General features: G+C 42.5%; 29 protein-coding genes. All 29 read left to right on the top strand.

All coding sequences use genetic code 11. The annotated features are described in order from the left end of the window. The first annotated feature begins 64 nt into the window (after positions 1-64). The 29 genes from HQ43_RS03020 to rplO all read left to right on the top strand — a co-directional run bounded on the left by HQ43_RS03020 (position 65) and on the right by rplO (position 22,227). Positions 65-844, top strand: a complete 780-nt coding sequence (locus tag HQ43_RS03020; protein ID WP_036789498.1) for an SDR family NAD(P)-dependent oxidoreductase — start codon at positions 65-67, stop codon at positions 842-844. A 221-nt stretch (positions 845-1,065) separates the two neighbouring features. Beyond that, entirely contained in the window at positions 1,066-2,712 is a 1,647-nt protein-coding gene (locus HQ43_RS09425) for a DNA/RNA non-specific endonuclease (protein ID WP_081964524.1), read from the top strand. 48 nt (positions 2,713-2,760) lie between these two features. After that, positions 2,761-4,434: a fimbrillin family protein gene (locus HQ43_RS03030; RefSeq protein ID WP_036789506.1), complete on the top strand. Its 1,674-nt coding sequence runs from the start codon at positions 2,761-2,763 to the stop codon at positions 4,432-4,434. A gap of 302 nt (positions 4,435-4,736) precedes the next feature. Beyond that, positions 4,737-7,166 carry a collagen-like domain-containing protein gene (locus HQ43_RS03035; RefSeq protein WP_052089695.1) on the top strand — a complete coding sequence of 810 codons (2,430 nt, stop codon included), beginning with the start codon at positions 4,737-4,739 and terminating at the stop codon, positions 7,164-7,166. Positions 7,167-7,226: 60 nt separating this feature from the next. Next, the gene (locus tag HQ43_RS03040; protein ID WP_036789508.1) at positions 7,227-8,402 is read left to right on the top strand and encodes an OmpA family protein; all 1,176 of its coding nucleotides are present in this window, start codon (positions 7,227-7,229) and stop codon (positions 8,400-8,402) included. Positions 8,403-9,497: 1,095 nt separating this feature from the next. After that, positions 9,498-9,878 carry a 30S ribosomal protein S12 gene (gene rpsL / locus HQ43_RS03045; RefSeq protein ID WP_036789510.1) on the top strand — a complete coding sequence of 127 codons (381 nt, stop codon included), beginning with the start codon at positions 9,498-9,500 and terminating at the stop codon, positions 9,876-9,878. Positions 9,879-10,122: 244 nt separating this feature from the next. Then, a complete protein-coding gene (gene rpsG, locus HQ43_RS03050; RefSeq protein ID WP_036789512.1) occupies positions 10,123-10,599 on the top strand; it encodes a 30S ribosomal protein S7 in 477 nt (158 codons plus the stop codon). A gap of 159 nt (positions 10,600-10,758) precedes the next feature. Beyond that, positions 10,759-12,882 (top strand): elongation factor G, encoded by a 2,124-nt coding sequence (gene fusA, locus HQ43_RS03055; RefSeq protein ID WP_036789515.1) that lies wholly within the window; start codon positions 10,759-10,761, stop codon positions 12,880-12,882. Between the two features lie 33 nt (positions 12,883-12,915). Then, positions 12,916-13,227 (top strand): 30S ribosomal protein S10, encoded by a 312-nt coding sequence (gene rpsJ, locus HQ43_RS03060; RefSeq protein WP_036789519.1) that lies wholly within the window; start codon positions 12,916-12,918, stop codon positions 13,225-13,227. Positions 13,228-13,254: 27 nt separating this feature from the next. Beyond that, a complete protein-coding gene (gene rplC / locus HQ43_RS03065; RefSeq protein ID WP_052079362.1) occupies positions 13,255-13,872 on the top strand; it encodes a 50S ribosomal protein L3 in 618 nt (205 codons plus the stop codon). A gap of 2 nt (positions 13,873-13,874) precedes the next feature. Beyond that, entirely contained in the window at positions 13,875-14,504 is a 630-nt protein-coding gene (gene rplD, locus HQ43_RS03070) for a 50S ribosomal protein L4 (RefSeq protein ID WP_036789529.1), read from the top strand. 19 nt (positions 14,505-14,523) lie between these two features. Next, positions 14,524-14,817, top strand: coding sequence for a 50S ribosomal protein L23 (rplW, locus tag HQ43_RS03075; protein ID WP_036789532.1), 294 nt, complete (start codon positions 14,524-14,526; stop codon positions 14,815-14,817). Between the two features lie 8 nt (positions 14,818-14,825). Continuing rightward, positions 14,826-15,650 carry a 50S ribosomal protein L2 gene (gene rplB, locus HQ43_RS03080; protein WP_036789534.1) on the top strand — a complete coding sequence of 275 codons (825 nt, stop codon included), beginning with the start codon at positions 14,826-14,828 and terminating at the stop codon, positions 15,648-15,650. Positions 15,651-15,673: 23 nt separating this feature from the next. Then, the gene (gene rpsS / locus HQ43_RS03085; RefSeq protein ID WP_036789537.1) at positions 15,674-15,943 is read left to right on the top strand and encodes a 30S ribosomal protein S19; all 270 of its coding nucleotides are present in this window, start codon (positions 15,674-15,676) and stop codon (positions 15,941-15,943) included. Between the two features lie 48 nt (positions 15,944-15,991). Beyond that, positions 15,992-16,399, top strand: a complete 408-nt coding sequence (rplV, locus tag HQ43_RS03090; protein ID WP_036789539.1) for a 50S ribosomal protein L22 — start codon at positions 15,992-15,994, stop codon at positions 16,397-16,399. A gap of 6 nt (positions 16,400-16,405) precedes the next feature. Then, positions 16,406-17,137, top strand: a complete 732-nt coding sequence (rpsC, locus tag HQ43_RS03095) for a 30S ribosomal protein S3 (protein WP_036789540.1) — start codon at positions 16,406-16,408, stop codon at positions 17,135-17,137. Positions 17,138-17,160: 23 nt separating this feature from the next. Further along, complete coding sequence (gene rplP, locus HQ43_RS03100) at positions 17,161-17,592, top strand: 50S ribosomal protein L16 (RefSeq protein ID WP_036789542.1); 432 nt, start codon at positions 17,161-17,163, stop codon at positions 17,590-17,592. Between the two features lie 6 nt (positions 17,593-17,598). Continuing rightward, complete coding sequence (gene rpmC, locus HQ43_RS03105; protein WP_036789544.1) at positions 17,599-17,796, top strand: 50S ribosomal protein L29; 198 nt, start codon at positions 17,599-17,601, stop codon at positions 17,794-17,796. Between the two features lie 12 nt (positions 17,797-17,808). Further along, positions 17,809-18,063 carry a 30S ribosomal protein S17 gene (rpsQ, locus tag HQ43_RS03110; RefSeq protein WP_036789548.1) on the top strand — a complete coding sequence of 85 codons (255 nt, stop codon included), beginning with the start codon at positions 17,809-17,811 and terminating at the stop codon, positions 18,061-18,063. A gap of 2 nt (positions 18,064-18,065) precedes the next feature. Then, positions 18,066-18,431, top strand: a complete 366-nt coding sequence (gene rplN / locus HQ43_RS03115; RefSeq protein ID WP_036789550.1) for a 50S ribosomal protein L14 — start codon at positions 18,066-18,068, stop codon at positions 18,429-18,431. Between the two features lie 38 nt (positions 18,432-18,469). Further along, a complete protein-coding gene (rplX, locus tag HQ43_RS03120; protein WP_036789556.1) occupies positions 18,470-18,790 on the top strand; it encodes a 50S ribosomal protein L24 in 321 nt (106 codons plus the stop codon). Next, positions 18,790-19,350, top strand: coding sequence for a 50S ribosomal protein L5 (gene rplE / locus HQ43_RS03125; protein ID WP_036789559.1), 561 nt, complete (start codon positions 18,790-18,792; stop codon positions 19,348-19,350). The genes rplX and rplE overlap by 1 nt, the downstream gene beginning before the upstream one ends. Positions 19,351-19,361: 11 nt before the next feature. Continuing rightward, positions 19,362-19,631: a 30S ribosomal protein S14 gene (gene rpsN, locus HQ43_RS03130; protein WP_036789562.1), complete on the top strand. Its 270-nt coding sequence runs from the start codon at positions 19,362-19,364 to the stop codon at positions 19,629-19,631. An 87-nt stretch (positions 19,632-19,718) separates the two neighbouring features. After that, the gene (gene rpsH / locus HQ43_RS03135) at positions 19,719-20,114 is read left to right on the top strand and encodes a 30S ribosomal protein S8 (protein ID WP_036789571.1); all 396 of its coding nucleotides are present in this window, start codon (positions 19,719-19,721) and stop codon (positions 20,112-20,114) included. 16 nt (positions 20,115-20,130) lie between these two features. Continuing rightward, complete coding sequence (rplF, locus tag HQ43_RS03140; protein WP_036789573.1) at positions 20,131-20,682, top strand: 50S ribosomal protein L6; 552 nt, start codon at positions 20,131-20,133, stop codon at positions 20,680-20,682. Positions 20,683-20,708: 26 nt separating this feature from the next. After that, complete coding sequence (gene rplR / locus HQ43_RS03145) at positions 20,709-21,053, top strand: 50S ribosomal protein L18 (RefSeq protein ID WP_036789575.1); 345 nt, start codon at positions 20,709-20,711, stop codon at positions 21,051-21,053. Positions 21,054-21,073: 20 nt separating this feature from the next. Further along, complete coding sequence (gene rpsE / locus HQ43_RS03150) at positions 21,074-21,580, top strand: 30S ribosomal protein S5 (RefSeq protein ID WP_036789577.1); 507 nt, start codon at positions 21,074-21,076, stop codon at positions 21,578-21,580. 5 nt (positions 21,581-21,585) lie between these two features. Then, positions 21,586-21,765, top strand: coding sequence for a 50S ribosomal protein L30 (gene rpmD / locus HQ43_RS03155; protein ID WP_036789580.1), 180 nt, complete (start codon positions 21,586-21,588; stop codon positions 21,763-21,765). A gap of 12 nt (positions 21,766-21,777) precedes the next feature. Continuing rightward, a complete protein-coding gene (gene rplO / locus HQ43_RS03160) occupies positions 21,778-22,227 on the top strand; it encodes a 50S ribosomal protein L15 (protein WP_036789582.1) in 450 nt (149 codons plus the stop codon). Positions 22,228-22,231: the final 4 nt, after the last annotated feature.

Genomic DNA, 22,231 nt, shown 5'->3' on the forward strand with positions numbered 1-22,231 from the left:
AATAGGAAATTCGGGAAAGGTATCATCGTTTTTCTTTACATTCGTATATACAAACTGTTGTTTTATGTCGGATAAGAGAAGAACATTGATAACGGGAGCATCCGGAGGTCTTGGTATGGAGATTGCGATGCTGATGGCGAGCAATGGTCATCACCTCGTTTTGGTAGCAAGAAACGAGGAGAGATTGCTTTCTTTGAAGCTCTACATAGAGCAGTCCTTCGGGGTCTCTGCCGATATCGTTGCCATGGATCTTGCTCTTGTCGAGTCTCCTCGCAGGCTTTACGATCTGGTTAGAGAGCAAGGCTTCGAGATAGAGATCCTTGTAAACAATGCGGGGTTTGGCGATTTTGCTCCGTTTTGTACCTCCGATCTGAAAAAACAACAGGAGATGATCGCTCTGAACATCTCTGCCGTGGTAGAGCTTTGTCATCTTTTCGGACAGGAGATGGTATGGCTCAAGAAGGGGCGGATACTGAATGTTGCCAGCATTGCGGCTTTTCAGCCCGGTCCTCACATGAGTATTTATTATGCGACAAAGGCGTTTGTCCTCTCTTTTTCCGAAGCTCTTGCCACGGAGTTGGAAGGGACGGGCGTTTCCGTAACGGCTCTATGCCCCGGACCTATACGGACGGGCTTTGAGGCGAGAGCCGATCTCTTGGCTTCGGGACTGTTTAGGAATCTAAAGGTGAGCGAGCCTCAAGATGTGGCGCGATTTGGTTACGAAGCAATGATGAGAGGGCAGGTGGTTGCCATTCATGGCGTATGGAACCGGCTGTTGGTCTTTTCGGGAAGATTTGCTCCAAGGAGTTGGGTACGGAATATGGTACGTCGCATACAAGCATAAACAGAACGGAAAAAAGTGTTACTATTGTCTCTCGAAAAGAGATAAGGCGTGAAGAAACGAAACGGAATAGAAAATAAGGATTAGAAAACAGACAGAAAGTTTTACACAATAGTCGCCCTTCGTGATAAAGCACCGACCTGTCGGTGGATCTTTGAGCATATAAAGTATGGAGAGCTTGTGATAGAAGAAAAGGGCGATGGTGGCAAAAAGATACTTTAGGTATGATGTACACAAAAGAAGAACATAGGGCTTCCCTGAGTGGAGCCATGCTACTTCTCTTTTTGGTCGCTTTCGGAACGGTTTCTTGTAAGCAGGAGAGCGGTATTAAAGTGCCTCAAAAGAAAGAGCAGATCGGACTTACTTTTTCTGCAAACTTTGCAGACGAGAGTTTACGTGCCCTTGATGGAGAGTGGGCATCCGGAGATAAAATCGGAGTCTTTACGAGAATGAGCCGTCCGGAAGCTGTATGGAACAAAGGAGAGCTGATAGCAGATAATAATCTGTTTATAAATGAGACAGGCGGCAGCCGTGCCATTTTCCGCCCGGCTTCGAGTTCGGACGAGATACATCTGATGGAAGGGCAGAAGATAGACATACTTGCCTACTATCCGCATAGAACTCCCCTCGATGAAAAGAGTGTTTCGCTTTCCGTTTCGGATCAGTCTGCTCCGGAGCAGATCAATCTTCTATATGCCGATAATCTGAATGGTATCACCAGTAAAAGCAGTGCAGCGGATCTGGTCTTCCGCCATGCGTTGTCCAAAGTGCGTTTTAATGTGCGCTCTACCGACGGCTCTTCCCTTGAAGGACTGCAGGTAACTCTGCAGGGATTTCCTACAAAAGGGCGTTTCGACCTCCTCTCTCGCACGTGGAGTATAGAGCCGGCAGCCGGAGAGACTGTTACCGCCAAGATAGACGGAACAGGATCGGAGGTGAGAGCCGAAGCGTTCATACTGCCTTCGGAAAAGAGTAACGCAATGCGAGTGCTGTTTAGGCTGCCTTCCGGAAAAGAGTATATCTGGAATATCCGTGTGGATAGTCATGCTTTTCAGATGGGATATGAGTACAGTTATGGTATCAATCTTAAGCCGGGAGGACTTATCCCGGACGACAAGGTCGGTTATCGGGAGCTGCCCCAAAAGCGTTCTTTGCCCAATACGCTCGTCCATACTCACTTCTCAACCGAACTGAATGGTGCAAGAAACTATACATTCCTGCTCGACACCAAGCTTAAGTTTGCCTATTGGGTGGCTTATCCTCTCCACGGATTCTATTTGGGCAACTTCAAGAGATTGAATAACTTTGACTTTGACCCCGATGTCCCGAAAGAGTATCAGGCTCGTCTTGATAAGAAAGGGTATCAAAGCAAGGATGGAATAAAGTATGATAGAGGGCATCAACTCCCAAGCGGAGACAGGACAGCAGGTCGAAAGCTGAACGATGCTACCTTCTATGCAACCAATATGACACCTCAAGCAAGCGATCTGAACCAGCGGATCTGGCAGAGATTGGAGGGACAGATCAGAACATGGCAAGCCGGACTGGTTACCAATGGAGTGGGAAAAGATACGCTATATGTGGTTACCGGAGCCGGTATGGAGGATGGCGAACCGGTACACATGGCTCAAGATAATGACGGAAAAGATTGTCCTGCTCCGCACTACTACTACAAGGTGCTGGCTAAAATGGACAGACATGGAGAATTTCATACGATAGGATTCATCATGAAAAATACTTCCGAGATTTCAGGTGATAATTATATGAAATACAAGTGTACGGTAAAGGAGGTGGAAAGAAAGACCGGATTTACCTTTTTTCCATTCTTGAAAGATGAAGTGAAGAATAAAATAGAAGATCATCTTTGGTGATATATACAGAGTATTTATTGAGTTTTAATCCCATAAAATGAATTAAAAATGAAACTTAAACAACTACTATTAGGAGCTCTGGGCGTATTTGCCCTTGCTGCTTGTAACAGCAAGCCGGATATGCCGACGGATGGATTTGGAAAAGAACCTGTGGCTTTCAAATCGTCCATCATCGGTTCTACTTCTCGTGCAGCAGAGACGGCTTTTGAAGCGAAAGATCAAATAGGCGTTTATATGCTGCCTGCTGCCGGAGAAGCAAAAGAAAATGCGGCATATATTACTGCCGAAGGTGGAGCAGAGGCTCTCTTCATCCCGAAGACGGAAGGCGATAAGATTCTTCTGCCAGAGGATGGAACGAATGTCGATTTCGTGGCTTATCATCCTTATCGAGCTGATGTAAATCAGAGGAAGATCAAGTTGGATGTGTCGAATCAGTCTGACCAAAAGGCTTTGGATTTGATTTATGCCAACAATCTGAAAGGAGTAAACAGTATGACTCCTACATCTCAGTTCAAACTCTCTTTCCGTCATCAAATGAGTTTTGTACAGTTTGTATTCACTCCGAAGGCTAAAGAGAAAATTGTAAAGATTCTTTCTGTCGGTATCTCCGGCTTCCATAGAAAGGGACAGTTCAACCTCCAAGATGGAGCATTCTCCGATTATGAAGAAGCAGAGGTGGTATGGGCAAAACTTTCTGAAGACGGCTACTCGTTCTCTTCAATCCTAATCCCTCAAAATGATGTGGATATGATGCTGTATCTTTCTGATACCGGAGGTAAAAAGTATCACTGCAATTTTAACAAGATGAACTTTGAGAGAGGTAAGAGATACACCTTTACACTGAATATCACACCGGAAGGAAATATTGAGGTAAACGAATTGGGTACTGTAATAGAACCATGGAGCGATGTAGATGGCGGTACTCACGAGCTGCGTCCGGAAAAGAAAGAGTTTGCAATAACTCCTTCCGAAGCTACGATAGAAGCTGCTTCGACCTCTCCGATAACTGTGAATGTAACCGCAGGAGAGGGTGTTGCCTGGAATGCTTCAACATCGGAAAGCTGGGTGTCTGTATCTCCTCTTTCCGGTATCGGAAACGGACAGTTTGTGGTTTCTCCATCTCCCAATACCGACAGTCAAGAGCGTAAAGCAATCATCCGTGTACAGGCAGGAGAAGAGACATTGCAGTTTACTCTCACTCAAAAAGGTGTCAATCCGGATCCATCTCCCGAAGGAGCTCTTTTCAAAGAAGGGTTCGGCAATATGCCTAAAGGCTCAAAGGATAAAGCTGATACGCTGGATAAACTATTGAATTGTATAGATACAGAAAACAGAGATAAGGGGTATCTTTATGAGATCTCCGGTGCAGATGTTCGTGCTACCTCTCATTTGGATGGGCATATCTGGTTTCCTAAGGAGCCTGATACCTTCTTCCAAGTCGGTAATATCTCTGTTCCGGGAGAAGCAAATACACTTGTATTGACATTCGATCTCGCTACAAATAAGTCGGGGGATACAGAAAGTGTTTTGGAAGTGATAGTAGGAGGTAAAACTCAAAAGGTATCTCTCACCAATCCTAAGCAGAACGAGTATCAGCAGAAGAGTGTCGAGATAGTCGCTCCGACACTGACAGAAGGAAAGATCTCCATTAAATTCAATTCAAAAGGAGCCGAAAATAAAAATGGTTTTAGAGTGGATAATATTGTTCTCAAGAAGAAGTAATAGATCCATCTGAAGAGAATATAATGATAGGGAGAGGTGTATAAAAAACGCCTCTCCCTATTTTTTATTCAAAATATGCTCTATATTGTCTTTTGTGTGCATTTATTTGAAATGATGAATCTGTTTTTGATGATTTTTCTGCCTTTATTTTGATATTAGTGTGCTTGTTTATGTAATTATTGGTCTTGTTTTTGGTTTTTTATCATTTTGATTTTTGATTATTGTGTCCAAATATATTATCTTTGCGCTCGAATTTAAGAAAACACACACAATAAATATTATTCAATAGATTTAATTAGTTCATGAAAAGGCAATTTTTTTATTTGTCGCTATTGCTTGTGCTCATCACCAGCATAGTGGGGGCATGTACGCAAGTAGATGTAGTAATGCCTAAAGGTCCAAAGGGAGATACAGGTTTGTCTGCCTTTGAATTTTGGAAAGAGAAAGTAGCAGATGGTACTATAAACTGGCCTAAAGATCAAGTAGGCGTAGCCGACTATTTCAAATTTTTGAAAGGTAAAGATGGTCAGAATGGAAAAGACGGAAAGAATGGTCAAAGTGCATACGAACAGTGGAAGGAAGCGGTAGCAACCGGAACTGTTGATGATCCGCACAATCCAGGAAAGAAGTGGGATGCTAATAAGAATAGTGTAGTTGACTTCTGGAGATTCCTTACAGGCGCAACAGGAGAAGCGGGAAGAACACCGCATATCGGCCCTGACGGCAACTGGTGGATAGGAGATAAGAATACCGGAGTTGCTGCAAAAGGGAAAGACGGTCAAGATGGTAAGGATGGACAAGACGGCAAAGATGGTGTCTCTCCACATATCGGTCCTGATGGTAACTGGTGGATTGGAGATGTAAACACCGGTGTTCCTGCCAAAGGTAAAGATGGTAAGGATGGCCAAGACGGTCAAGATGGTGTTTCTCCACGTATCGGTCCTGATGGTAACTGGTGGATCGGAGATGTAAATACCGGTGTTCCTGCCAAAGGTAAAGATGGTCAGAATGGTCAAGATGGTCAAAACGGACAAGATGGAGTCTCTCCACGTATCGGTCCTGACGGTAACTGGTGGATTGGAGATGTAAATACCGGAGTTTCTGCTCGAGGTAAAGACGGTCAAAATGGCCAAGATGGCAAGAATGGCGAAAATGGTAAGAGTGCTTACGAAATGTGGGTTGATACCGTAAAAGCCGGTTGCGAAGGTAGCGCAGCACCTGTTATGGACCCTCATAATCCGGGCTATGAATGGCCATGCGAAAAGACAAGCCTTGCAGACTTCTGGCATTATCTTCGTGGTAGAAATGGTGAAGATGGTAAGGATGGTAAAGACGGTAAAGATGGTAAAGACGGAGAGAATGGAAAGGATTCCAGCGGTCTTGTAACTGGCAAGGCTAACGTCGTAGCTCAATACTACAATGCATCTTTGAAAGAGTATGTAGATCCGGAAGATGGCGGTGTATGGTACATCGTTTATGACAAGGAAGGAAAGCCTGCTCCTGCGGGAACAGAGGTAGATAATATGCCTGCTATGCCGGGACAAAAGTTTGTTACCGATACCGATGGCCGATTCAAAGTTTCGGTAGATAAGTTGCCATATAAGAAGCCGGAAGCAGAAAGACTTGGTTCTACTCGTGTTAAGATTGGAGGAGAAACCATGGAGTCTGCAAAGAACACACTTGTACCAAACAAGATAAAGACCAGAATATCCACAGACCTTGTTTACCTGCGTCAGCAGACTCACGTCAATCTTGGAGGTGGTAGCTATCCTTTTGCACACTTTACTGCAGTGCATTACAAGTACGAGCGTGAAGTAGATGGTGTTTGGGGTGAATATCCGGCAGAGTTGCCGAAACCTGAGTTTGGAACAGGTAGGGTAAATGATCCTACTCAACTTCCAACAATCGAAAACATCACATTCAACGATGAGACGAAAAGATGGCTCGTATCTAAGGATGGTTACTATGCAGACTTCAATCAAGCAAGAGATAAGAACATTGTGATGATTATACGTCCTATCGTTCTAATGGATATAGAGAAGACAGGACCACTTCCTAATCCTGCAATTCATGACTATAATAAGAGAGTGTTGCAAGTAAGACAGTATGAGTGGAACGGTCAGAAGAACTACTTTACTATTGTCGGTGAAAGATACTTCTACGGAGAGAAGCCGGTTCTTCCTGAGCCTATACACGTTCCGGAAATCCATCCTACTCCGGTCTTTACCGGATCGAAGATAGCTGTCGTACATGGCCAGACTACTATCTGGGGAGAACTTGATGTTATAGACCGTTTGCCGGACTTCTATTTGAAGTACAAACTGGAACCAACTCCTGTAAAAGTTTGGACATCAGACAAACTTCCGGGCAGCTTGTTAAGAGATACTCCTTCATACAGAAACAACTTCAAGTATAAGATCGTATCATTCAAGCGAGAAGGAAACAACAATGTTACGACCGAAACAGATATCTCTCTTAAGGATAACAATCCTCTTTACAAGCTTCTTGCTCCACGTGATGGCGGTGTTTGGTCTGTAATGAGCTATCTGGAGGGAGACCGTTATGGACAGTTGACTCAGGTTAAGAAGGATGAGAGAATCCTTGGTGCCGGATATTCTCCTTATAGAGCTCTTCCATACTACATCACTACTATTCAAGATCCGAAGTTTGAGTTCAAAGACTTCTATGGTGTAAATGCTCCTATTGTTATTCCTCAGCAAGATCTTCCTTGATCATAAACGAACAAGTGTGGGATATCACCATCAGGATGTAATAGATAAAACAACAAGACAATGAAAATAAGATATACAATATATACACTTGCCGCTTTGGCTCTTGGGTTCTGCAGTACTACGCTGCAAGCCCAAGAGGCTAAGCCTGCGAAGAAAGCGTGGGAAGTAGGTGTCGGAGGTGCTCTTATCAACTGGAACAGAGTCTCTATCTCCGGATTTGAAAGCAGACAAGACGACTACTTCTACAACTTCAGAGTAGATCATCTTATGGGAGGCGCAAAGCTATACGTAGCCAGAGAGCTGAACAAGTGGTTCTATCTCGATCTTCAAGGAACTATGGGTATCACATACAACAACCCCGAACAGACAGGAAAGTCGGGCAAGCACAGCTTCTTGTTTATGGGAGGTCCCGGTTTGCAGTTCAGACTTAGTCCGCTATTCGGATCCGAGTATGTAGAGCCCTATTTAAGAGTCGGAGCCAACTATCTTTGGAAAGATTTTCAAGCGAGAAACATAGGACGTTTCAGTCAGGATCCTACAGGACAGGCAGGCTGGTCGTCTAAAGACACTTGGAATGGCAAGGATAAGTTGGAGGACAAGAACCAATTCTTCCCCATCTCAGTTGGTGCCGGTGTCAATGCCTGGCTTAACAACAGCGTGGGTCTTGGGCTTCAAGGAGAGTATATCATGCCTATACGCAAGGAGCTTCCTCGCTTTGCACAGGTTTCTCTCAATGTCCTTTTCCGCTTCGGAGGCAAAGACAAGCGTCCGCAGCCACGTATAGAATATGTGGAGGTAGAAAAACCGGTCGAAAAGATCGTGGAGAAGATTGTAGAGAAGAAGGTCTTTGTGGAGGCAGAACCACAAGTAGGTAATCTTTTGGAGAATATCAACTTCGGTTTCGACAGATACGACTTCACGCCGGAATCTGAAAAAGCATTGGATAATGCTGCTAAGATGTTGAAAAAGCAGTCCGGTCAATACTTCCTTATCACCGGTTATACCGATGCTCAAGGCAATCAGGCATACAATCTTGAGCTTTCTCGCAAGCGCGCACAAGCTGTGGTCAATGCTCTTATCGAGAGAGGTGTACCTGCAAGCATGCTGAAGTGGAGAGGGGTAGGCAAGAAAGTGAATGCCGTACCTGCATCCGAGTCTGACGATGTTCGTGAAGGAGACAGAAAGATAACCATAGAGCGTGTTTCTAACATCGCTTTCTGGAACAAACTCCCATAACAAGAAGATAATAAGAACGGGTGGAGCGCGCTGCTCCGAACTGTTCTTTAGCAATAGAAGAGCTATGCCAAGCGTAAGTTTGGCATAGCTCTTTTTTTTTGTGGCAAAACGTCAAGATCTTTCATGTTTGCTGCCAAAGAAGGAGAGGTAAAAAGGGCTTTCTTTTTACGTCTTGTCTTTCCCGATTCTCGGCAACATTAAAGCTTAAATTCGGACATCCGATATTCGGTTTTCCCTGCCTTGAAAGAGGACTGTTTTTGCCGGAATTTTTATATAAAAACGGAGTTTGAGAGATATCGAATATTTCTGTTGGAAACAGTTGCTTTCTGAATATATCTCCTTCGGGTTGTCGCTTAATCTGTTTGTTTTCAGTGAGATTTGAAAAATTGCGAATTTGGAAAAAATTTTTTCTCAGTCCGTTTCATGGGGCTTTTTCGCGTTAATAGATGTGAATTTTAACGCTCCATCATGTGAACGTTTCCTAATAAAGAAATCTGCCTTTTCAGGGGTATTTTAGGGTGAAAATAGATAATATGCTGATAGTTAGTGTTTTAATCATTTTGGCTAAACACGTTAATCGAATCCGGTAAACGTGTTTAATGAAATCGGTAAACGTGTTCATTGAAAAATTAAACACGTTAAGCCGGAAGAATATGCTCGTTTAGTGTTTTTGCTTAACGAGTATCGGAATTTGTGTTAATAGAATGGGGTGGATTTAACAATTCGGTCGCGCTCTGAAAACGACCCCACCGATCAAAATAGAGAGAGGGTAAAAAGAGGCTCTATCGGCGGTATGGAATATATAAAAATCGCTCTCTTGAAAGGGCGGTTTTAGAGCAGTTTTAACAGGGGTATATTACCTCAAAAAGAGTATCGTTTTTTCTCTTCAGGATAGAGAAAAGTATTTTCCTTCCGGAAGTCTTCTTTTCTCAAAAGAGTTGAAATAAGGGGGGTGAAAATAATTTATCTGCTTGATTTATTGTATAATCAGATAATTATGCTTACCTTTGTGCGTTCAATCGTGTATCCTATGGCGGAGATACGATAAAAGAAGTATCAAATACGATATAACACAGAAATAAAAACAGTTTTAAAATGCCTACAATTCAACAGTTAGTTAGAAAAGGAAGGAAAACAATCGAAGAGAAAGGAAAGTCTCCTGCTCTTGACTCTTGTCCGCAGCGTCGTGGCGTTTGTGTGCGTGTGTACACCACAACACCTAAGAAGCCAAACTCGGCAATGCGTAAAGTGGCACGTGTGCGTCTGACAAATGGTAAGGAAGTGAACTCTTACATACCGGGAGAGGGACACAACTTGCAAGAGCACTCAATCGTACTTGTTCGTGGTGGTCGTGTAAAAGACCTTCCGGGTGTTCGTTACCATATCGTTCGCGGTACATTGGATACTGCCGGCGTTAATGGTCGTACCCAACGTCGTTCTAAGTACGGAGCAAAGAGACCTAAGGCGTCTAAGTAATCCATCGCCTTTGTCTTGAACTCCTATACATATATAACATAGGAGGCTTCAGAAAAGCTCTCACGAGAGAGCAAAACAAAATTTCCCCTTTTCTACTTCGCTCGAAAGACGAAGAGACAATTATTACTAAACGATGTTTTGAGTAATATTGGATAGGCTCCCAAGGTTGAGTAAATGCTACGGCGGTAGTGTTGAAGACAGAAGAAGGAACAACCAATGACAAAACGAAAATTTTTAGACCAAAATGAGAAAAGCTAAACCAAAGAAAAGACAGGTGTTGCCAGATCCTGTTTTCGGTGACGTAAAAGTAAGTAAGTTTGTAAACCATCTTATGTACGATGGAAAGAAAAACTTGTCTTACGATATTTTCTATTCAGCATTAGAGATCGTAAAGACAAAGCTTCCTAACGAAGAGAAGTCTGCTCTTGAGATCTGGAAGATCGCTTTGGATAATATCACTCCTCAAGTGGAAGTGAAGAGCCGCCGTGTGGGTGGTGCTACATTCCAAGTGCCTATGGAAATCCGTCCCGAAAGAAAAGAGTCTCTTTCAATGAAGAACCTTATCGGCTACGCAAGAAAAAGAGGTGGTAAGACTATGGCGGATAAGCTTTCTGCAGAGATTGTAGATGCTTATAACAACCAAGGAGGTGCATTCAAGAGAAAAGAAGATATGCACCGTATGGCTGAAGCTAACCGTGCATTCGCTCACTTTAGATTCTAAGTTCCACTCTTATATAAAAGAAAAAGACACAGCTCACGTAATAACAATAGAAAACATTCAGAAAAACTTCTATATCTAATGCCTCATTTTGGTATGGTTACAAAAGGAATGAAGAGCACGAAGATTGCGTAGAGTTTGTGGATAGATAAGGAAAAGACAATGGCAAAAAAACAAGGAATAGAACTTACAAGAAATATCGGTATCATGGCTCACATCGATGCCGGTAAAACAACAACCTCTGAACGTATCCTGTTCTATACCGGTCTTACACACAAGATTGGTGAGGTGCACGATGGTGCAGCCACTATGGACTGGATGGAACAAGAGCAGGAAAGAGGGATAACTATCACATCTGCAGCAACAACTACATCTTGGAACTATGACGGCGATAAGTACAAAATCAACCTTATCGACACTCCGGGACACGTTGACTTTACTGTGGAAGTGGAGCGTTCACTCCGTATTCTTGATGGTGCTGTGGCTGCTTTCTGTGCGGTTGGTGGTGTTGAGCCTCAATCCGAAACAGTTTGGAGACAGGCAGACAAGTACGAAGTGCCTCGTATCGCTTATGTAAACAAGATGGACCGTAGCGGAGCCAACTTCTTTGAAGTGGTTCGCCAACTAAAGGATGTATTGGGTGCCAATCCATGTCCTATCCAAATACCTATCGGAGCCGAAGAGACTTTCAAAGGCGTTGTCGATCTTGTAACAATGAAGGCGATCTTGTGGCACGATGAAACAATGGGTGCAGACTACTCGATAGAGGATATCCCTGCAGATCTTCAAGCTGAAGCAGAAGAGTGGAGAGATAAGCTCCTTGAAACTCTTGCCGATGTTGATGATGCGATCATGGAGAAGTACTTTGAAGATCCATCAGCAATCACAGAGGAAGAGATTCGTGCGGCTATCCGTAAGGGAACACTCTCAATGCAGATCAACCCGATGCTTTGTGGTTCTTCTTTCAAGAATAAGGGAGTACAAACACTTCTAAATGCTGTTTGTGCTTATCTTCCAAGTCCGGTAGATACTCCTGAAATCGTGGGGACTCTTCCGGGTGATCCTGATACAGAAGTAGTAAGACCGACATCGCCTGATGCCCCTTTGTGCGCTTTGGCATTTAAGATTGCAACTGACCCTTATGTGGGCCGTCTATGCTTCTTCCGTGTCTATTCCGGACAGTTGGATGCAGGCTCTTATGTTTATAACACAAGAAGCGACAAGAAGGAGAGAATCTCTCGCTTGTTCCAAATGCACTCTAACAAGCAAAATCCAAAAGACTTTATCGGTTGTGGAGACATTGGCGCCGGTGTAGGATTTAAGGATATTCGTACAGGAGACACACTCTGTGCAGAAGGACATCCGATGGTGTTGGAGTCTATGGACTTCCCCGATCCTGTTATCGGTATTGCCGTAGAGCCTAAGACTCAAAAAGACCTTGATAAGCTCGGTGTTGGTCTTTCTAAGCTTGCAGAAGAAGACCCGACATTTACCGTTCAAACAAACGAAGAGACAGGTCAGACCGTTATCTCCGGTATGGGTGAGCTTCACCTTGAGATCATCATTGACCGTCTTAAACGTGAGTTTAAGGTAGAGTGTAACCAAGGTAAGCCTCAAGTGTCTTATAAGGAAGCTATCTCTAAGAGCGTAGAACTTCGTGAGACTTATAAGAAACAAACCGGTGGTCGTGGTAAGTTCGCGGATATGATTGTCCGCGTAGAGCCTGCCGATGCTGAGTTTGAAGGCGAACTTCAATTTATTGACGAAGTGAAAGGTGGTAACATTCCAAGAGAATTTATTCCATCTATTCAGAAGGGATTCCTACGTGCCATGAAGAACGGTGTGCTTGCAGGATATCCGCTTGATAAGTTGAAAGTAACCGTGATAGATGGTTCTTATCACCCCGTGGACTCTGACCAGCTTTCTTACGAAATCTGTGCTATTCAGGCGTTCAAGAGTGCAGCCGAAAAGGCAGGACCTATACTTCTTGAACCAATCATGAAGATAGAGGTTGTAACTCCGGAAGAGAGCATGGGTGATGTGATCGGCGACCTTAACAAGCGTAGAGGTCAGGTAGAAGGTATGGAAAGCCATCGTACCGGAGCAAGAATCGTTAAGGCTAAAGCTCCTCTTGCTGAAATGTTCGGCTATGTAACAGCTTTGCGTACTATCACTTCAGGTAGAGCAACATCTACAATGACATTCTCTCACTATGCTGAGGTTTCTGCTAACATCGCTAAAGAGGTGCTTACAGAAGTACAAGGCCGTGTAGACCTTATTAAGTAATTAGAAATAGTTCATTTTTGAATCATACATATTATGAGTCAGGTAATAAGAATCAAAATTAAGTCTTACGATCATCAACTCGTAGATAAGTCGGCTGAAAAGATCGTAAAAGCAGTGAGTGCAACAGGTGTAACTATCTGTGGTCCTATTCCATTGCCAACACACAAGCGTATATTCACTGTAAACCGCTCTACTTTCGTAAACAAGAAGAGCCGTGAGCAGTTTCAGCTCTCTACATTTAAGAGATTGATCGACATCTTGAATGCTACTCCTTCAACTGTTGACGCTTTGGCGCGTTTGGAGTTGCCAAGTGGTGTTGAGATCGAGATTAAGACAAATATTTAATGTTCATTATTTATATATTCAACTGAAATGCCAGGATTATTAGGAAAAAAAATCGGAATGATTTCCGTTTTCAGTGCCGAGGGTAGAAATGTACCATGCACTGTTATCGAAGTAGGTCCTTGTGTTGTAACCCAGGTGAAGACTGTGGAGACAGATGGTTATGAAGCTATCCAACTTGGCTTTGTGGACAAGAAGGAAAAGCACACATCCAAACCTCTTCAAGGTCACTTCAAGAAAAGTGGTGTTACACCCAAGAGATTCTTGGCCGAGTTCAAAAACTATGAAGAAGAGTACAAGTTGGGCGATGTCCTTACTGTCGACTTCTTTGAAAATGCAGGCTTTGTTGACGTAATAGGCAAGTCTAAAGGTAAAGGCTTCCAAGGCGTCGTGAAGCGTCATGGTTTTGGTGGTGTGGGTCAAAGTACTCACGGTCAGCACAACCGTTTGCGTGCTCCGGGTTCTATCGGTGCTTGTTCTACTCCTGCAAGAGTATTCAAAGGTACTCGTATGGCTGGTCAGACAGGAAATAAGAGAGTAACTATGCAGAACTTGGAAGTAGTTAAGGTCCTTCCAGAAAACAATTTGCTTCTTGTGAAGGGTTCCATACCGGGAGCTAATGGTTCAATCGTATTAATAGAAAAGTAAACATGGAGGTAAAAGTTTTAGATATCAACGGTGTAGAAACCGGCAGAACAGTAACTCTTCCGGAGAGTCTATTTGGCATTGAACCTAATGACCATGCTATCTATTTGGCTGTAAAGCAGTATAGAGCAAACCAACGCCAAGGAACACATGCCACTAAGGAAAGAAGCATGCTCAGCGGTAGTACTCGCAAGCTGATCCGTCAAAAGGGTTCAGGTGGAGCGCGTAGAGGTGATATTAACTCTCCTCTTCTTCGTGGTGGTGCTACAGTGTTTGGCCCTCAACCGAGAAGCTACCGTCAGAAGTTGAACAAGAAGGTGAAAAACCTTGCAAGAGCTTCTGCTTTGAGCTATAAGGCAAAGAACCAAGAGGTGATTGTTGTAGAAGATTTCTCTTTTGAATCTCCTAAGACAAAGCGGTTCGTGGGTATCCTTAAAGCCCTTAAGGTGGATGCTGCGCGTACATTGATGGTTTTGAATAATGCGGATAATTTTGTATATTTGTCCGCTCGTAATATTCCCAATGTGAGCCTTATGAATGTTAAACTCTTGAACACTTACAAGGTTTTGGAGTCTAAATATATGGTCATTACAGAGAGCGCACTTGGTGAAATGGTTAATGTTTTGAACGCATAATAATAACACGACGTAAGCAATGAGTATTCTAATTAAGCCTATCATCACTGAGAAGCAAACAGAAATTACTGAAAACATGCCTAACAGGTATGGCTTCCGTGTTTCTCGTGATGCGAACAAGATTGAGATTAAGAATGCCATCAAGAAACTTTATGGTGTGGACGTTAAGAGCGTTAATACCATGAACTATGATGGTAAGAGACAAGTAAGATATACAAAAGGTGGAGTAATCCGCGGTAGAAAAAGTGCATTTAAGAAAGCTGTTGTTACCATTGAAGAAGGTCAAACAATAGACTTCTATAGCAATATCTAATTTAAGAAATGGGAATACGTAAATTGAAGCCCACTACCCCTGGGCAGAGACACAAAGTTATTGGCGCATTCGATAAGATCACTGCAAGTGCGCCAGAGAAATCTCTTGTTGTGGGTAAGAAGCGTACCGGTGGTCGTAACAACACCGGTAAGATGACAATGCGCTATATTGGTGGCGGTCACAAAAAGCGTTTCAGACTTATTGATTTCAAGAGAAATAGAGATGGTATCCCGGCAACCGTTAAGAGCATCGAGTACGATCCAAACAGATCAGCTCGTATTGCCCTACTTTACTATGTAGATGGTGTAAAGACCTATATCGTTGCACCTGACGGCTTGCAAGTGGGACAAACAGTGATGTCAGGTAGCCAGGCAGCTCCCGAAGTTGGAAATGCCTTGCCACTTCAAAACATTCCTATCGGTTCTGTAATTCACAATATCGAACTTAGACCCGGTCAAGGTGCTAAGCTTGTGAGAAGTGCCGGTGCGTTTGCTCAACTTACCTCCAGAGAAGGTACTTATGCTGTGATTAAGATGCCTTCAGGAGAGACTCGTAGAATTCTTTCTGCTTGTAAAGCAACTATTGGTGGTGTCGGTAACTCCGACCACGCTCTTGAACGTTCCGGTAAGGCCGGTCGCTCTCGCTGGTTGGGTAGAAGACCGCATAACCGTGGTGTGGTAATGAACCCGGTGGATCACCCAATGGGTGGTGGTGAAGGACGTGCTTCCGGAGGTCACCCTCGCTCTCGTACAGGTCTTTATTCTAAGGGCTTGAAGACAAGAGCTCCTAAAAAGCACTCTTCTAAGTACATCATAGAAAGAAGAAAGAAGTAAACTTATTTTAGAAAAGAAAAACTATGAGTCGTTCATTAAAAAAAGGACCATATATCAATGTGAAGTTGGAGAAGAAGATTCTTGCCATGAATGAAAGTGGTAAGAAGTCTGTGATCAAGACGTGGTCAAGAGCTACGATGATTTCTCCGGACTTTGTGGGTCATACAGTTGCTGTCCATAATGGTAACAAGTTTATCCCTGTTTTCATCACAGAAAATATGGTAGGGCATAAACTTGGGGAGTTTTCTCCAACACGTACGTTCCGTGGACATGGTGGCAATAAGAAGCGTTAAGCGATCCCAAAGTAAGTAATAGTAATATAGAACAACTAAGAACACATTATGGGTAAAAGAAAACAAGTGTCGGCAAACGCACGTAAAGAAAATAATAAAACACTCTACTTCGCAAAGCTTAACAATGTTCCTACTTCTCCTCGTAAGATGAGATATGTGGTGGACATGGTGAGAGGAATGGAAGTAAACAGAGCTCTGGGTGTGCTTCAGTTTTCAAACAAGGAAGCCTCAAGAAGAGTTGAAAAACTGCTCCGTTCTGCTATTGCCAATTGGGAAGCAAAGAACGAACGTCGTGCCGACGATGGTGAGCTGTTTGTAAGTAGAGTATTTGTTGATGAGGCTGTGACTCTGAAGAGATTGAGACCTGCTCCACAGGGAAGAGGTTATAGAATCCGTAAGAGATCTAATCATGTAACTCTATATGTAGATACACTTAATTCATCTGTAAAAAACTAATTTTAGATGGGACAAAAGATTAATCCAATAAGTAACCGTTTGGGTATCGTACGTGGATGGGATTCTAACTGGTTTGGTAAAAAGAAAGATTTTGCCGATACAATTTATGAAGACAGTAAGCTACGTAAGTACCTCGATGCTCGTTTGGCTAAAGCAAGTGTATCTCGTATAGTTATAGAGCGTACATTCAAACTTATCACAATAACAATCTGTACTTCTCGCCCCGGTTTTATTATCGGAAAGGGAGGTCAAGAGGTTGATAAGTTGAAAGAGGAGCTTAAGAAGATCACAGATAAAGATGTTCAGCTTAATATTTTTGAGATAAGAAGACCTGAACTTGATGCTGTTATTGTAGCAAATACTATTGCTCGCCAGTTGGAGGGTAAGATGGCTTACAGAAGAGCTATAAAGACAGCTATTGCTTCTACCATGAGAGCCGGAGCGGAAGGTATCAAGATTCAAATCTCCGGACGTCTTAACGGAGCAGAAATGGCTCGCTCGGAAATGTTTAAAGAAGGACGTACTCCACTTCATACTTTGAGAGCGGATATTGACTATTGTCATGCGGAAGCTCTTACTAAGGTAGGTCTACTTGGTATAAAGGTTTGGATCTGTAAAGGTGAAGTGTACGGTAAGAGAGAGTTGACTCCTAATTTTACAGCTGCTAAGGAATCCGGCAGACGTGAAAATAATAGAGGTGGTAGAGATGCTCGCCGAGGAAGAAGACAGAACCGTTAATGTAAGAAGAAAGATTTATCATCATGTTACAACCTAAAAAAACTAAATTTAGAAGGCAGCAAAAAGGTCGCATGAGAGGTGTGGCTCAGAGAGGTAATCAGCTTTCTTTCGGTTCTTTTGGTATCAAATCGCTTCAAAGCAAGTGGATTACCGGTAGACAGATTGAAGCTGCTCGTATTGCTGTAACAAGATATATGCAACGTCAAGGTCAAGTTTGGGTACGTATTTTCCCTGATAAGCCTATTACTAAGAAGCCAGCCGAAGTGCGTATGGGTAAAGGTAAAGGTGCTCCGGAAGGTTTTGTGGCACCAGTTACTCCCGGTCGTATGCTGTTCGAAGTAGAAGGAGTTCCATTTGCCGTGGCTAAAGAAGCTCTTCGACTTGCAGCACAGAAGTTGCCTGTAACAACAAAATTTGTTGTTCGCAGAGATTATGAACACAAAACTAATGCGTAATCGAAAATGAAGAGTAAAGAAATAAGAGAGCTGAGCATAGAGGAGCTAAAGGAAAGACTCCAAGCTGAAGAAGAAGCTTACAATAAGATGCTTCTTGTTCATGCTGTTACTCCACTAGACAAGCCATCGGATATTACAGCTAAGCGTAAATTCGTGGCAAGACTTAAAACTATTCTTCACGAAAGAATATCAGAAACTAATTAATGTCCCTACCTTATGGAAAGAAATTTAAGAAAAGTAAGACAGGGCGTTGTCTCTAGCAATAAGATGGATAAAACCATAACTGTTGCTGTAAAGTGGAAAGAGAAACACCCCATTTATGGTAAGTTTGTAAACAAAACTAAGAAGTATCACGCTCATGATGAGAAAAATGAGTGCAACATAGGCGATACTGTAAGGATCATGGAAACAAGACCTTTGAGTAAGACTAAGCGTTGGAGATTGACTTCTATAATTGAAAGAGCGAAATAATCATGATACAGCAAGAATCAAGACTAGTCGTAGCCGACAATAGCGGCGCAAAGGAGGTCCTTTGTATTCGTGTTCTTGGGGGAACAAAGAGACGATATGCAGGTATAGGAGATGTTATTGTTGTGTCAGTGAAGAGTGTGATCCCATCTTCAGATGTGAAGAAGGGAGCTGTATCGAAAGCTCTTATTGTTCGCACAAAGAAGGAGATCAGACGTCCGGATGGCTCATACATTAGATTTGATGATAATGCATGTGTCCTTCTTAATGCAGCCGGCGATATCCGTGGTAGTCGTATCTTTGGTCCTGTAGCTCGTGAGCTTAGAACTAAAAACATGAAAGTGGTATCATTGGCACCCGAAGTGCTATAACTCTTTCACTATTATATACACATATATACATAAAGACAATGAGTAAGCTACATATTAAAAAGGGCGATACTGTGTATGTGAATGCTGGTGAAGATAAAGGCGCAACCGGACGTGTACTCAGTGTAGATCCCACAAAAAAGAGAGCTATAGTAGAAGGCGTAAATGTTATTACTAAAGCTACTAAGCCTAATGCAAAACAGCCACAAGGCGGTCTGGTTAAGATAGAAGCTCCTATCCATATTTCAAACCTCAATGTGGTTGATCCATCTACGGGAAAACCTACTCGTATAGGTCGTAAGGATGATGGTAAAGGCAATTTGGTTCGTTATTCTAAAAAATCTGGAGAGCTGATAAAGTAATGAGTACTGTAAATAACCTACAAAAAGATTATAAGGAGCGTATTGTTCCTGCTCTTATGAAAGAGTTTGGCTACTCCACAGTAATGCAGGTTCCTGCTATTAAGAAGATTGTTATCAATCAAGGAATCGGTCAGGCTGTGGCAGACAAGAAGCTCATAGATGTTGCTATTTCTGAACTCACAGCTATTACAGGACAGAAAGCAGTTGCAACTCTTTCTAAGAAGGATATCTCAAACTTTAAGTTGAGAAAGAAGATGCCTATTGGTGTTATGGTAACTCTTAGAAGAGAAAAAATGTATGAGTTCCTAGAAAGACTTGTGCGTGTTGCTCTTCCTCGTATCCGTGACTTTAAGGGTATTAATAGTAAGCTTGATGGTAGAGGTAATTATACTTTGGGTGTGAGTGAACAGATTATTTTCCCTGAAATTAATTTGGATTCTATCACTAAAATAATGGGTATGAATATTACCTTTGTAACATCGGCACAAACTGATGAGGAGGGTTACGCTTTGTTGAAGCATTTTGGCCTTCCATTCAATAATGCTAAGAAAGAAGACTAAATACTAAGAGCATGGCAAAAGAATCAATGAAAGCCCGTGAAGTGAAAAGGGCAAACTTGGTAGCTAAATATGCTAATAAACGTGCTCGCCTTAAAGCAGAGGGCGATTATGAGGCATTGCAGGCTATTCCTAAAAACGCTTCACCAGTACGCCTTCATAACAGGTGTAAGATTACAGGAAGACCTAAGGGATATATGAGACTATTCGGTCTTTCTCGTATTCAATTTAGAGAAATGGCTTCAAAGGGGCTTATCCCCGGAGTAAAGAAGGCAAGCTGGTAATTAACTGGCTGCTTTCTTTTCGTCTGAGTATTTGAAGCAAGTGTTAAATATTGTCCGATTGTTCGGATCAATTTAATTAAAAGTTTTATGACAGATCCAATAGCAGATTATCTGACTAGATTGCGTAATGCAATCAGCGCTAATCACCGAGTGGTGGAGATCCCTTCGTCTAAACTTAAACAAGAGATGACTAAAATCCTTTTTGAAAAAGGCTATATTCTCAACTATAAGTTTGAACAAGATGGCGCTAGAGGTACTATTAAAGTTGCCTTGAAATATAATATGGCTACTAAAACTAATGCCATAAAGAAGCTACAAAGAATATCTAAGCCGGGTCTTAGACGTTATGTGGGTTATAAAGATCTTCCTCGTGTTCTTAATGGTCTTGGTATCGCAATCGTTTCTACTTCTAAGGGAGTTATGACAGACAAGGAAGCACGCGAACTTAGAGTTGGCGGAGAAGTATTGTGTTACGTTTATTGATTAGGAGGAAAGTATTATGTCTAGAATTGGAAAATTACCTATATCAATACCCGCTGGTGTAACCGTAAACGTAAATGACGATCAGATTGTGGTAAAAGGTCCTAAAGGGGAGCTTTCACAGAAGATGGATAGTAGAGTTGCGGTAGAAATCAATGACGGTCAACTTACTGTGAATAAGACAGGAGAGACAAAAGAACACAATGCATTTCACGGTCTTTACAGATCTCTTATAAACAATATGGTTGTTGGAGTATCTCAAGGATATACTAAAACATTGGAACTTGTTGGTGTGGGCTATAGAGCCGCAAATACAGGTCAAGTTCTAGAGTTGTCCCTTGGCTTTACTCACATGATATATCTTCAACTTCCTTCTGAGGTTAAAGTCGAAACTAAGATGGAGAGAAATAAAAACCCTCTAATTATTCTTGAATCGGCAGACAAGCAACTTCTCGGACAGGTTTGTGCAAAGATCCGTAGCTTCAGAAAACCTGAACCATACAAGGGTAAGGGTGTTAAGTTTGAAGGAGAAGTGATCAGAAGAAAGTCTGGTAAAACAGCAGGTAAATAATCTCTCTACGTAAACTAAACATTGTTATGAATACAAAAATTCTAAGAAGACAAAAAATAAAAAGACGTGTGCGTAGGAATATTTTTGGTACTGCTGAAAAGCCTCGCTTGACCGTTTTTAGAAGTAATAAGCAGATTTATGCTCAGGTAATAGACGATGCAACTGGCAAAACTCTTGCAGCTGCAAGCTCTCTCCCGATGGAAGAAAAACTCCCTAAAAAAGAGATCGCAGCCAAGGTGGGTGAGATAGTTGCTCAAAATGCAATGAAAGCAGGTGTGAGCACTGTTGTGTTCGATAGAAATGGCTACCTTTATCATGGTAGAGTAAAAGAACTAGCAGATGCTGCGCGTAAAGCTGGTCTTAAGTTTTAATAGTAAAAGTCTGTAACGAAATGAATAAAGTGAAATCTGCAAATGGCTTGGAGCTTAAAGATAGGCTTGTCGCAATAAACAGAGTAACAAAGGTCACCAAGGGAGGACGTACATTTACATTTTCTGCAATTGTTGTTGTTGGAAATGAAGATGGTATCGTTGGTTGGGGACTTGGTAAGGCTGGAGAAGTTACTGCTGCAATAGCTAAGGGAGCTGAAGCCGCAAAGAAAAATCTCATCCAAGTTCCTGTATATAATGGTACCATCCCTCACGAACAATATGCTCGCTTTGGTGGTGCTCGTGTTTTTATCAAACCTGCTTCTACCGGTTCCGGAGTAAAGGCCGGTGGTGCGATGCGTGCTGTTCTTGAGAGTGTTGGGGTAACTGACGTCTTGGCGAAATCTAAGGGATCTTCTAACCCTCATAACTTGGTGAAAGCTACGATAACCGCACTTTCAGAACTCCGAAGCCCATTGGATGTTGCACAGGCCAGAGGTATATCAGTAGAAAAAGTATTTAAAGGCTGAGAAAGATGAAAACAGTAAAAGTTAAACAAGTCAGAAGTCGTATTCGTTGTCCGAAAGATCAGAAGGCGGCTCTAGACTCACTTGGTCTCAATAAGTTGAATAGAGTGGTTGAATTACCGGACAATGATGCTACAAGGGGGAACTTGCATAAAGTGAGACACCTCATAGAGATCGTTGAGGCATAAAATATTGAAGATATGAATTTATCAAATTTACGTCCTGCAGAAGGATCTACAAAGTCTCGTAAGCGTGTTGGTCGTGGTCCAGGTTCTGGTAAAGGTGGTACTTCTACCAGAGGTCACAAGGGGGCACAGTCTCGCTCTGGATACTCTCGTAAGATCGGATTTGAAGGGGGACAGATGCCGATACAGCGTCGCCTTCCTAAATTTGGCTTCAAGAATATCAACAGAGTGGAGTATACTCCAATTAATCTCGATACTCTTGCCGAGATCTCACAAGAGAATAATATCAAAGAATTTAATATAGACACACTTGTAGCTAGAGGTTTGTGTGGAAAGAATGACAGAGTTAAAGTCTTGGGACGAGGAGAACTTTCTATCTCTATCAAGGTTGAAGCTCATGCTTTCTCTAAAAGTGCAAAAGAGGCTATTGAAGCCCAAGGCGGAACAGCTACAGTGATAAACTAATATG

Source organism: Porphyromonas canoris (genome assembly GCF_000769115.1).
Classification (GTDB): Bacteria; Bacteroidota; Bacteroidia; order Bacteroidales; family Porphyromonadaceae; genus Porphyromonas_A; species Porphyromonas_A canoris.